The sequence below is a fragment of the Vibrio sp. vnigr-6D03 genome (assembly GCF_002835515.1).
GTDB lineage: Bacteria > Pseudomonadota > Gammaproteobacteria > Enterobacterales > Vibrionaceae > Vibrio > Vibrio penaeicida.
In genome coordinates, this window is sequence record NZ_PIZL01000001.1 from 21,424 (window position 1) to 33,726 (window position 12,303).

Annotated in this window: 13 protein-coding genes; 7 read left to right on the forward strand and 6 right to left on the reverse strand. The window is 45.1% G+C overall.

Annotated elements, in window-relative coordinates; genetic code table 11:
• Nucleotides 1-28: 28 nt before the first annotated feature.
• The 7 genes from pxpA to gabT are packed head-to-tail and all read left to right on the forward strand — an operon-like array spanning nt 29 to nt 7,121.
• The gene (gene pxpA / locus CW749_RS00105; protein ID WP_237322260.1) at nt 29-817 is read left to right on the forward strand and encodes a 5-oxoprolinase subunit PxpA; all 789 of its coding nucleotides are present in this window, start codon (nt 29-31) and stop codon (nt 815-817) included.
• Between the two features lie 3 nt (nt 818-820).
• Nucleotides 821-1,060, forward strand: coding sequence for an acetyl-CoA carboxylase (locus tag CW749_RS00110; protein WP_101109852.1), 240 nt, complete (start codon nt 821-823; stop codon nt 1,058-1,060).
• A gap of 27 nt (nt 1,061-1,087) precedes the next feature.
• The gene (locus tag CW749_RS00115) at nt 1,088-2,479 is read left to right on the forward strand and encodes an acetyl-CoA carboxylase biotin carboxylase subunit (RefSeq protein ID WP_101109853.1); all 1,392 of its coding nucleotides are present in this window, start codon (nt 1,088-1,090) and stop codon (nt 2,477-2,479) included.
• Nucleotides 2,480-2,488: 9 nt separating this feature from the next.
• Nucleotides 2,489-3,364, forward strand: a complete 876-nt coding sequence (locus CW749_RS00120) for a carboxyltransferase domain-containing protein (RefSeq protein ID WP_101109854.1) — start codon at nt 2,489-2,491, stop codon at nt 3,362-3,364.
• Nucleotides 3,354-4,376, forward strand: a complete 1,023-nt coding sequence (locus tag CW749_RS00125) for a biotin-dependent carboxyltransferase family protein (RefSeq protein ID WP_101109855.1) — start codon at nt 3,354-3,356, stop codon at nt 4,374-4,376. Before CW749_RS00120 ends, CW749_RS00125 begins: the two co-directional genes overlap by 11 nt.
• The gene (locus CW749_RS00130) at nt 4,373-5,815 is read left to right on the forward strand and encodes an NAD-dependent succinate-semialdehyde dehydrogenase (protein ID WP_101109856.1); all 1,443 of its coding nucleotides are present in this window, start codon (nt 4,373-4,375) and stop codon (nt 5,813-5,815) included. The genes CW749_RS00125 and CW749_RS00130 overlap by 4 nt, the downstream gene beginning before the upstream one ends.
• Nucleotides 5,816-5,834: 19 nt before the next feature.
• Complete coding sequence (gene gabT / locus CW749_RS00135; RefSeq protein ID WP_101109857.1) at nt 5,835-7,121, forward strand: 4-aminobutyrate--2-oxoglutarate transaminase; 1,287 nt, start codon at nt 5,835-5,837, stop codon at nt 7,119-7,121.
• Between the two features lie 78 nt (nt 7,122-7,199).
• Here the strand turns inward: gabT and CW749_RS00140 are convergent, their stop codons facing one another.
• The 6 genes from CW749_RS00140 to CW749_RS00165 form a co-directional block, all read right to left on the reverse strand.
• Nucleotides 7,200-7,562, reverse strand: a complete 363-nt coding sequence (locus CW749_RS00140) for a VOC family protein (RefSeq protein ID WP_101109858.1) — start codon at nt 7,560-7,562, stop codon at nt 7,200-7,202.
• A gap of 360 nt (nt 7,563-7,922) precedes the next feature.
• Nucleotides 7,923-9,080, reverse strand: a complete 1,158-nt coding sequence (locus CW749_RS00145) for a DUF2971 domain-containing protein (protein ID WP_101109859.1) — start codon at nt 9,078-9,080, stop codon at nt 7,923-7,925.
• 144 nt (nt 9,081-9,224) lie between these two features.
• The gene (locus tag CW749_RS00150) at nt 9,225-10,319 is read right to left on the reverse strand and encodes a serine/threonine-protein kinase (RefSeq protein WP_101109860.1); all 1,095 of its coding nucleotides are present in this window, start codon (nt 10,317-10,319) and stop codon (nt 9,225-9,227) included.
• Nucleotides 10,320-10,733 carry a DUF3010 family protein gene (locus CW749_RS00155; RefSeq protein WP_101109861.1) on the reverse strand — a complete coding sequence of 138 codons (414 nt, stop codon included), beginning with the start codon at nt 10,731-10,733 and terminating at the stop codon, nt 10,320-10,322.
• 416 nt (nt 10,734-11,149) lie between these two features.
• Entirely contained in the window at nt 11,150-11,491 is a 342-nt protein-coding gene (locus CW749_RS00160; RefSeq protein WP_101109862.1) for a terminase, read from the reverse strand.
• A 75-nt stretch (nt 11,492-11,566) separates the two neighbouring features.
• Entirely contained in the window at nt 11,567-12,175 is a 609-nt protein-coding gene (locus CW749_RS00165; protein ID WP_145997809.1) for a Crp/Fnr family transcriptional regulator, read from the reverse strand.
• Between the last annotated feature and the right edge of the window lie 128 nt (nt 12,176-12,303).

Here is a 12,303-nt window from a genome sequence, read left to right on the forward strand (position 1 = left end):
CTCTTCAACATCATAAACAGGTACCAATATGATCAACATAAACAGCGATATGGGAGAAGGGTTTGGCATTTACAAGCTAGGTGATGATGAAGCGCTTATGCCCTACATCACCGAAGCCAACGTTGCTTGTGGCTTCCACGCGTCAGACCCAAACCACATGAAGCACACCGTAGAGCTTGCCAAACGTTATGGCGTAAAGGTGGGCGCGCACTTTTCACTGCCCGATCTACAGGGGTTTGGTCGCAGAAAAATGCACCTAAGCCAAGCCGAGCTGCACAACATGATCGTTTATCAGATTGGCGCTCTGAAAGGCTTTCTGGATATGTTGGGTATGCCACTTAACCACTTAAAGCCACATGGGGTTTTGTATGGCATGGCCGCGTCCGATCCAGAAATCGCGGAAACCATCGCCAATATCGCGTTGCATTACCAAGTACCCGTATTCGGTTTAACCGGTACTTGCCACGAGAAAGTATACAAAAGCAAGGGTGTGGGCTTTGTCGCCGAGTTTTTCACCGACCTAGACTATGATCAACATGGGCACTTGGTGATCACTCAAACTCACGAAGCAACCGATCCGAACCATGCGGCAACACGAGTAAAAAAAGCCGTAGAGCAAGGTGCAGTAACAGCTACGAATGGAGATGAGATCCCCGTGGTTGCCCAAACCGTTTGTGTACATTCAGACACCCCAAACGCACTGGACATCGCCAAGGCAGTCAACAAAACACTACAGCAACACCTGCCTTCACGAGAACGTACCTTAAAAAGCCAAAAAGAATTATCCACTGATGGATCGTCAATCTTCAAGGAGTGAACCATGTCAGACAAAGAAATCATCTGCCCATTACCGGGCGTGTTCTACCGCTCATCGGCCCCCGAACAGCCTTTTTACAAACAAGCGGGAGACACCCTATCGCCTGGTGATGTCATCGGCTTAGTTGAGGTGATGAAATCCTTCCACGAAATCAAAGCAGAAGTGTCAGGCGTTATTGATGACTTTTTGCTGGATAACGAAACACCCGTTAACGCTGGTCAACCTATCGTCCGGCTTAAATAACGCACTGAATGTACACAAGGAATTGTTATGAGTATCAAATCTATTCTTATCGCAAATCGCGGTGAAATAGCGGTGCGGATCATCCGTGCAGCCAAAGAAATGGGGCTCCGCACCATTCAAGTTTACAGCGAAGCCGACAGCGAATCACTGGCGGTTAAATTGGCAGATGAAGCCATTTGTATTGGTCAGCCTATGGCAAATCAAAGCTACCTGAATGGCGATAAAGTCATCAAGGCCGCCTTAGATTCCAACGCGGACGCGATTCACCCAGGCTACGGATTCCTATCAGAAAACGCTGAGTTTTCAGATCAAGTACGCGCAGCAGGATTGCGCTTTATCGGCCCCGATGGCGACACCATGCGAAAAATGGCGGATAAAGCCGTTGCTCGTGAAACTGCCATGGCCGCGGGTGTGCCTGTCGTTCCCGGCAGTGCTCCCTCCATCAATCCAGACGCCGCACTGCAGCGCGCCAAAGAAATTGGGTTTCCTGTCATGATCAAAGCATCAGCTGGTGGCGGTGGTCGAGGAATTCGAGTGATTGAACAAGCCGCTGACTTTCTAGAGCAGTATCATCAGGCCTCTGCGGAAGCACAATCGGCGTTTGGTGATGGCACCTTGTACTTAGAAAAGTTCATTCATCAGGCTCGGCATGTTGAGGTTCAAATTCTCGCAGATGGAACCAAAGCAATTCATCTATTTGAACGTGAATGTTCGCTGCAACGCCGACGCCAGAAAGTATGGGAAGAAGCGCCTTGTACCGTGCTTCCAGACAGTGTTCGCCAAGCAATGTGTGAGTCTGCTGTTGCTCTGGCTGAAAGCGTGAATTATCAGGGTGCAGGCACCATTGAATACCTCTATGACGACGAAACGGAAGCCTTCTACTTTATCGAAATGAATACACGCATACAGGTAGAGCACCCCATCACAGAATGCATTACTGGCGTCGATTTAATTCGCGAGATGATTCTGATTGCCGCTGGTCAGCCGCTGGCGCTCCAACAATCCGATATTGAAATGCGTGGGCATGCGATTGAGATCCGCTTAAATGCAGAAGACCCGTTTAATGGATTCCTGCCCTTCCCCGGCATCATCAGCCAATTTACTCCCCCGATGGGATCTGGGGTTCGATTTGACGGGTTAATCTACTCCGGATTTGCCATTCCCCCTTATTACGATTCGCTGTTAGGAAAACTTATTGTATGGGATAGCACCCGAGACAACGCCATTAAACGCATGGCAAGAGCCCTCGACGAATTGGAAGTAACTGGCGTAAAAACCACCCAGCCTCTATTTCAAAAACTATGCAAAGACAACGACTTACTCACTGGACAGTTCAACACTGCATGGCTAGAACGGTGGTTAGAGAATGAATCCGAGTCTGATACGAGCAAGGACAGCTCCTACTCTCAAGCATCTTAAGGAACGACGATGAAAACACGCTACTCCTATGGCGGAGACGAACACATATTTGTAGAGGTTAGCGAAGAGATGTCACTTGCTGCCTTTTTCAAAAGCTTGTCGATGACGCAAGCTATCCGACAAGCCAACATTCAGGGGGTAGAAGAAATCTGCCCTGCAAATGCGTCTTTTCAGGTGAAATACAACCCTGACATTTGTGCACCTTCAGACATGCTGAAAACCATACAAGACCTTGAAGCGTCTATGGCAGAAAACGAAGCGAAAATAGACACCCGCATCGTTGAAGTACCCGTGTATTACCAAGATCCATGGACACACGAAACACTGATGCGATTTAGGGAAAGGCACCAAGATCCACAAGGCACCGATCTTTCCTACGCCGCGAGAATCAACGGCTACGACTCGATTGATGCGTTTATTGAAGCGCACGCTAATTCCCCTTGGATGGTTACCATGGTGGGGTTCGTTTCAGGGTTACCTTTCATGTTTCAAATGGTGGAGCAAGAAAAGCAAATCCAAGTCCCGAAATACGTTCGCCCGAGAACCGATACCCCAAAACTCACGGTCGGCTACGGCGGATGTTTCTCGTGCATTTATTCGGTGCGCGGCGCGGGTGGATACCAAATGTTTGGTGTGACGCCCATGCCCATCTACGACCCAAGCCAGAGTGTGGCTCACCTTAAAGACTTTCTCGTCTTCTTCCAGCCGGGAGATATTGTTAAGTTTCGTGCCATCAACGAGGCGGAATATCACCAAATAGTGGAGCAGGTAGAAGCAGGCACCTATCAGCCTGTAATTAAACCAGTTCAATTCTCTTTATCTGAATTTGAAGCAAACATGGGCAGCTACAACACCAAAATAAAGGAGGCACTGTATGAGCATTAAGGTTATTCACCCGGGTTTAGCGACAGCAGTGCAAGATCTTGGTCGTAAAGGGTATTTTCATTTGGGTATTCCGGTTTCAGGCGCCATGGATAGATTTGCGTGCCGATGCGCGAATTGGCTGGTCGGAAACGATGAAAACGCGGCCGTGTTGGAAGCGGTGTTTATGGGACCCAAACTGGAATTTTCGACAGGCTGCACGGTTGCCGTAACGGGTGCAGAAATGACACCAATGGTCGATGGTATTGCACAAGAAAACTGGACAAGCTTTCGAGTTGAGGCAGGTCAAACCCTTACATTTAGTCACCTTACCGCTGGCGCAAGAATTTACATTGCTATTAGTGGCGGTATTGATGTACCGGAAGTGTTGGGTAGCCGTTCGACCTACACACTCGGTGCACTTGGCGGCTTTGAAGGTAGACCCATTCAAGAAGGTGACAACCTACCTGTTACTGATTTGTCTGTTCCTAAACAACCTAATACCAAAGAAAACTCTGCCTTTGTACGACGTCACCTACCAGTGACGTTACGTCGTAACGCGGTCAGCTCAAGCACTGCTCTTCGAGTCGTGACGGGATTGTACTGGCATCGCATTACGGAAGCATCTGGCAAACAGTTTTTTGCAGAAGAATGGCAAGTCGCGCCCGAAGCGGATCGCATTGGTTACCGCTTTAAAAATGGTACACCTCTTGAATTCATTGAACGCGACCAGCCTTTTGGAGCCGGTTCGGACCCTTCCAACATCGTTGACGGTTGTTACCCCTACGGTTCCATTCAAGTTCCGGCAGGGAAAGAGCCCATCGTATTGCACCGTGACGCGGTGTCAGGAGGCGGCTATTTCATGATTGGCACCGTCATTTCGACAGACATGGATTTGATTGGTCAAATGCAGCCAAATGCCACCACTCAGTTTGTGAAGGTGAGCATGGAAGATGCACTGAATGCAAGACGTGATCATCAAGCGCTGCTAGACGCCGCCAAACAGCACATAGAGCAAAGCGGAGTAAGCCAATGACGTTACTTCAACACCGCGCCTTTGTGAATGGTCAATGGGTGGAAAGCGCAACGGACCAGTGCTTCTCGGTTTATGACCCCGCGAACGGCAATGAAATCGGTACGGTTCCTGATATGTCGGGAAAAGAGGTCGTTTCAGCTATCAATGCCGCAAATACCGCTCTGCAATCTTGGCGAAAACTGACTGCCAAGCAGCGAGCCGAATATTTGATGAATTGGCATCAATTGATTCTAGAAAATCAAGCCGATTTGGCGGAACTTATCACCTTGGAATCAGGGAAGCCGTTATCGGAATCGCTTGGGGAAGTGACCTATGGGGCTTCATTCATTCAATGGTTTGCAGAAGAAGGGAAACGCGCGTACGGAGATGTTATTCCCTCAACATCAGCAGACCGTCGTCTACAAACCTTGAAGCAACCCGTTGGCGTTTGCGCTGCCATAACGCCTTGGAATTTTCCTGTTGCGATGATCACGCGCAAGCTGGCACCCGCTTTAGCGGCAGGTTGCACCGCGATCGTCAAGCCAGCGGAATCGACGCCATTTTCAGCGCTCGCGCTGGCTTCGTTGTCACAACAAGCGGGCATTCCAGAAGGCGTCATCAACGTGGTAACCGCAGCCAAAGGGGCAGAACTTGGTGCCGTGTTGTGTAATAGCCCAACAATCCGAAAGCTGTCTTTTACTGGTTCAACAGACGTTGGCAAAAAGCTGTTAGCACAATGCGCTAATACGGTAAAACGCGTTTCCATGGAACTGGGTGGCAATGCGCCTTTCATTGTCTTCGACGATGCCGATCTCGATGAAGCCGTAGAAGGTGCGCTTGCCTCCAAGTTTCGTAATGCGGGGCAAACGTGTGTATGTACCAATCGAATATTGGTGCAATCCGGTGTCTACGCACAATTTTCTGAAAAATTCGCCAGAGCCGTCAGCAAGCTCAAAGTGGGTTCGGGTATGAATCCGAAGCATCAGATCGGTCCTTTGATTAGTGAGCCAGCAATGGACAAGGTCGATGCTCATATCCGAGATGCTTTGAGCCAAGGTGCGCAATTGCTCACCGGCGGCTCTGGCCACTCTCTGGGTGGTTTGTTTTATCAGCCAACCGTCATTGCCGATGTCACCCCCGCAATGCGCATCGCATCGGAAGAAACGTTTGGCCCCGTCGCCCCCATTTTTCGTTTCGAAACGGAAGAGCAAGCGATTGACATGGCCAACGACACCGAATATGGCTTGGCGGCGTATTTCTATTCCACCAATATTCATCGCTGCTTACGCGTTAGCGAAGCGCTTGAGTACGGCATGGTGGGCGTGAATGAAGGAATCATCTCCAATGAAGTTGCCCCGTTTGGCGGCATCAAACACTCTGGATTAGGGCGAGAAGGATCGCGATCCGGCATCGAAGAATATCTGGAAACCAAATACGTCTGCTTTGGCGGGCTTTCTTAAAAAGGACAGGACACCTCAAATGAATAATCAGTCACTGATGGATCGCCGAAACAAGGCGGTGCCCAGAGGCGTGGCTTCGGCTACCCCTTTGTTTGTGAAACGCGCTCAAAACGCTGAAATTTGGGACGTAGAAAACCGACGCTTTATCGATTTTGCGGCTGGTATTGCCGTTGTCAATACAGGGCATTGTAACCAGGCTGTCACACAAGCCGTTATCGACCAAATTGAACGCTTTAGTCACACGGCTTTTCAGGTTGCAGGCTATGAGACGTATATTTCCCTTGCCGAGCGCTTAAATGAGTTAGCCCCCATAGACGATGCAAAAACCCTGTTAATGACAACGGGTGCCGAAGCGCTGGAAAACGCAGTGAAGATCGCTCGCCACTACACCAAGCGCCGTGGTGTGATCGCTTTTCATGGCGGCTTTCACGGTAGAACCATGCTAACCATGGGCATGACGGGGAAAATCGCGCCATACAAAGAGGGCTTTGGCCCCTTCCCTGCCGACATTTTCCACGTACCCTTCCCTGTGCCTTATCAAGGTATGGATACAAGCTACACCATGAAGTCGCTAGAAAAGGTTTTCAAAACAGACATCTCCCCCGATTCCGTTGCTGCCATTGTTATCGAGCCTATTCAAGGTGAAGGGGGTTTTTACGCCGCACCTAGCGAATTGATGACAAAATTGCGAGACCTATGCGATGAACACGGTATCGTTTTGATCTTTGATGAAGTGCAAACGGGGTTCGGTCGAACCGGAAAAACGTTGGCTAGCGAGCATTTTGATGTACAGCCAGATTTGATCACTGTGGCGAAAGCACTAGCCGGAGGCTATCCCCTTTCAGGGATCATTGGAAAACGTGAACTGATGGACAGCCCAGCGCCAGGTGGTCTAGGAGGAACGTACGGTGGAAGCCCCGTCGGATGTGCTGCCGCTCACGCCGTTTTGGATGAAATTCAAAGCCAGAACCTTAACCAAAGGGCACAAGCGATAGGTCAGAGAATTCACAAAGCAATAAGCCATATTAAGGAATCGCACATCAACATTCCTGTTGCGTATATTCGCCATGCTGGCGCTATGATTGCCTTTGATTTTGTAAACGGCGAAACCCCTGCTCCAGAATACGTTGCACCGTTTATTGCCGAATGCCGAAATAAGGGTTTGATCGTGTTGCCATGTGGTCAATTTGGCAATGCGATTCGCTTGCTGCCTCCACTCACCGTAGAGGACGAAATAGTAGAGGAAGCGATCGACATTATTCAAAGTGCGCTTATATCTTGTAGCAACTCCAATCGCGGTAAGTAAGTATTCAGAAAGCGCCTTCAATGGCGCTTTTTCATACAACGAAATGGCTGCGAGGTTTTCTGACGATTACGAAACATGTCATCCCGCTTTGCTCTCAACCTGTACAATTGAAAATGTATTCTTATTCGGATCCACTATATGAGTCATGATGCCACCCCAAAATTGCTTTTCTGGAGCACCTGTAAACTCGACACCCTCTTGCTTCAACCTAGCGTAAAATGCGTTGATATCTTCAACTTCGAGACTAAAGCCTAGGTACCTTCCAGATTCAAACTCGCCTTTTTCTTCTGGCTCTATAATCATCTGCGCATTATCTAGCTGGTAACCTACAAAGCCATCCGATACGGATCCATATATCTTAGTTAACCCAAGTTTTTGGGTATAAAAGTTTTCAGATTCCTCAAAATTATTGCAAGGAATCCTCATAGTATTAATCTTCATTTTAATCCTCTCGACACATCACAATCATCAGGCAACACAGCACCACTACTTCACCCAATAATTTACTGATAGTTCTGAAACAATATCATGTAGGTCTTTGAGAGTTCTAGTCTTATAGGGGGGCGAGTGTCGTTAGCAGATATTTTGATGTAGTAGGTAACTCTATTTTGGATTAACACTTGTAAAGAGTTGAAAAAGGGCTATTTGATTAGCAGAGAGCAGTCGATAAGACATGCTTAATGACCGAAATGACAAAACGAAACAGATAACTTCGTTGCCCAAAATCTATTGGCTGCTATCGCAGCCAATAGATCGTTACTGCCTATTCACAAGTGGAAAGCTAATATGTGTTATACATATTCACTCAGATATGACAACCCTAACGCTCGACATACCATTAAACTCTATACCCACCCCTTGCTCCCACTCGGAGTAAAATCGATCAAACTCTGGTGCACTCGGTTGATAATTCTTAGATAACGTTAATAACTCAACAGGTTTAATATTCAAATTCCTTTGAACTGAGGAGAGCTCCGCTTCAAACACCATGAAATTAAACAACACTCGTTTACCTTGCTTGTATAATTCTCTTCTGCTCAACACTTCAGTAATAACTTCACGTAGCCTAACTTTGTTTTCAGCGCTCATTTGTGCACCCAAGACAATGCCTACTAACTGACTAGGGTCATAGTGAAACAACCGTTCTTGTTTACTTAAGTTAACTTTTTGTCCATAAAGGTAACCTGATATTGGAGTGAATGATAAACGTACTTCTTGTTCATATTTCCATGAGCAATGCTTTTGGACATACTGACTAGATTGTATAGTTGCCAATTTTAATCTTTCACCTTCTGTAAGGTTAAAGTTGGTAACTCCTCGGGGTAAACGGCAAAAAGCACAAAGTGATTCCGCTTTGTCTTGATATTCTACAGGTATGAACTGAAACGACTCTGGTAACCCCATACCCATTGATGGCGCTATACCATTGGGAGATTCACGCCTAACGCTAGTGCGACGATAAAATGGATGTTGATTTAGAGCACCATTAATAGGCTGGAATATTAGGCAAAAACCTTGATGATTTCCTGCATAGTGGGCCCACATCAACGGGTCATCTTTCACTTTAGAAAAGCAAGTGAAGTAGCTTTCTTCTGGTGCATAAAGATCAATAAGAGCTTTAAATTCATTAGAAAACAAAATAGATACGGGGTAGTTTTTAGGGTCAATACTTTCAAAGATAATCTTTGTAATATCGAGATTAGCAACCTGCTCATAAGTCATAGGGCTAAGAGATACAAGCCTTTTAGCTGCTGCATTGATGTCCGATTCTTTAAAACCAGTAAATTTTTCAGCAACAATTTCAAGCAGGTTACGCCAATAGTTTTCATTAGCAGAAAATTCATAGAACGTTTTACTATCAAAAGGATCATTACTCTCTTGACGTGTCGCAAAGTAAAGCTCCTGATACAGTAATTCTTTAATGCTGAACTCTGAAAAAGATCTATATTTATAATACATTGTCACAGTAGGAACACTCCTCGTATGTATAACGCCTATTTAAGCTGCTGCCACAGCAATACAACAGCTACTGGATTGCCATTAAATACAATTCTTACTACTAACCAAAAATGCCACGTGCTAGCAGTCGGCTTGAAGCGTTTGTTAAATCTTTTCTTCAATTTGCTGGACTAACTCCTTAATACTATTGCCACGAACTGTTTTATCGTTTCTCCAATCTCCGTTTTTTCTCTTTTGAACGGATAATATTCCCCCCTTTGCAGTTATACGGTAGCTAGTATTTGCTGATAGTTGAGGATTACCATCACAAATAGACCAATCTAAAGTTGATGGCCGAATTTTATGAAGGTCAGCTTTAAATTCCGTAGCATTCTTATATCGTTTTGAAGGTTCTAAATTGATCGCTCTCCTTATAACACGCCTCATTTGTTCTGAAACCCATGGTGGCAAAGTCTTTAGATTGACAGCTTTACCTTTAGTGATCTTATTCTTAATGCATTGATCCACATAGATAGATTTATCAACATTATCATTCAGGCTGTTATAGTGTTTAAGCTCAGCCTTACTCATCCAACTATGCTCGTCATAAGGTAATGCGCCCCCTAATAGTTGAAAAAAAACAATACCCATTTGATAAATATCGCCTTTACTTGTGTAGGTATTATGCAGTACTGATTCAGGGGGACGATACAGTATTGAGTGGCTAGAGGAAGGGATTTCATCAGAGCCCTCAGGGGCAACTTTAAGTGAGCCAAAATCACCAATAACAGCTTGCTTTTCATCATTAAGATATATATTTGAAGGTTTGATATCTCTATGAAGAAACCTCTCTGCATGAAGGTGTGACAATCCGGTTAAAACAGCACTTACAAAATCTATAGCTTGCAAGTTACCAAAGTTAGTCTGCTCAATGTAATCGTCTAAATCCCCATTTTGGCAATAAGGCGTTACAAAATATGCCCAGTCATTATCAATAAACGAAGCATCAAATATGGATAGAATATTCTCACAATTAATTGCGGCTAAATTTCTAGGCTCTGCATGATATTCTTTATCGCCACCCCAATAATAAAATTTTACAGCAACATCTGTTGCCATAATTCGATTGCGACCAAAAAATAAGTAGCCATTAGCGCCTTTTTCGACTTCTTTAGTAAAAGCATACGTTTTTGATAGTTTTACCAATTCAGCCTTTATCTCATCTGGTGCGCTTAGACCATCAATATAGAGCTCTGCCACTTACTTATCCGCTCCAACCACGCTAGCAAGATATGCTGTATGCTGATACTTATTAAGTTGATCAGGAATTTCAATGTCAGCTTTTTTTTGCATTGAGGAGATTGATTGAGGTGAAATCAAAATTACGTTCGGTGCATCAGATACTTGTATAATACCTTCCATCTTAAAAGTATCGGCTCCGCCAGCATACTCTCCTTTCTTACCTCTCTTTTTTATTACCACTTTGTCAACCAAGTTTTCGCGACAAAAGCTCTCAAAAGTTTCTTTAAACGACTTTACTTGAACAGAGCATTCACCGTCTACAAGAGGGATTTTCTTGGTGGCAATTGACACATGATCAATACCTTGAGCTGTTTTTTGAACTAGTGCCAATCTGGCCTCACTTCCTTTTAACTCGATACCACATATTCTCATAAAGTTTCCTTATGTTGATTAACCGAAAATACCTAACAATTACTACCCGACAACCTGTCCATATAATTCATCTACAGCCTGTCGTAACCAAACGTGAAAATACCATTCAATTTACTGATACTTAATAAGAAAACACAAAATATAAGAAACAGAGCACATAAGTAGAAATAGAAACCAGAGAAAAAGATAAGATACTGGATGTTTAGGGCATTGCTTGGAGTATTTCGACACTCCCAGACTAGCTACACTTTGATTGTTTCAGAGGCTGAAAACGCTGCGGACTCATTATTTGTTTTGAAAGCATACTAATGCTTTTGCCCCACTAAGGACGAAATTGTAGAGGAAGCGATCGACATTATCCAAAGCGCGTTGGTTTCCTGTACCAATCACAGTAAGTAAATGTTCAGAAAACGCCATTACTGGCACTTTTTCTTCCACTTTCCCGAAACCACGTACTTTGGAAAGGTATAAAGTTGCTCGAGTAGGATTCGGGCAATCGCATTACTTGGACCAGTAAATGGCTCCGGAGGTAGGTTTTCTTTTTTGTGACCAAAACCCTGAATGGCGATAGAGATAAAGGGCAATAGCACCATACCTCCAGCAATCAAAAACTTACCAAGAACCAACGAAACCATTGCCCCCCAGAACCCGATGATGAATACCGGAACCATGATTAAATGAATCAGGAAATTGCCCTGATGTTGGTGAAAATGACCGTAAGTGTTTTGCTGGTGCTGAACGAGTTTACGTATAGACATGGCTGCTCTCCAATCTGTTTTGGAGCAAGATAATATCGACAGAAAAACAAAGCATTACCATATGGTAATTTGGCTTCAACTTTTAATTCGGCTGAGTGATTGAGGCGTAATACCCAGATAGGACGCCACGTAATATTCTGGAATACTATCAACTAGATGTGGCATCTGTTCACATAGCTCAATATAACGCTGTTTCGCCGTTTTCATGAGCAGCGACATCGCTCTTTTTTGCGTGTGGTAATACGCTTCTTCCGCCAGCCTTCGCCCTAGTTTCTCCCATTTCGACCCACGGTCATAAAGTCCAGAAATTGCAGAAATAGGCAATTCAACTGCCAACACTTCCGTAAGCGTCTGAAAATGAAGTTGAGAAGCTTCCTTTCGAATAACGCTCGAAAAATCGGTAAGGAATAAGTTTTTCACGTTTGAAGAGGGTTTATTGAAGTGAAAACAAGTGGTGAAGTCTCGACCATTTTCGTCAATGACATAAGAACGCGTTATGCCAGAGCTTACGTAAAACATACTCCGACAAGTTTGACCACTTCCGAGTAGGCTTACATCCTTATCAAAATTCTGAACCGTGAAACTTGCTGAGATCATTTCCCACTCTTCATCGGATATGGAAATGAACTGAGACAAGTGATTCCGGAGGCGAGTTAAAGGCTGATTAGGTGTTTGCTCTTCCAAGATGTACCTGACAATTTGAGACGTCGTTTGTTTAGATTTATCAGAGTTTATACTCACGATCTAATTTTTGAGAGCCCCCGACCCAGTGGTTGTTGTATGAATCACGTTTTACCTCCATTAGCTCGATC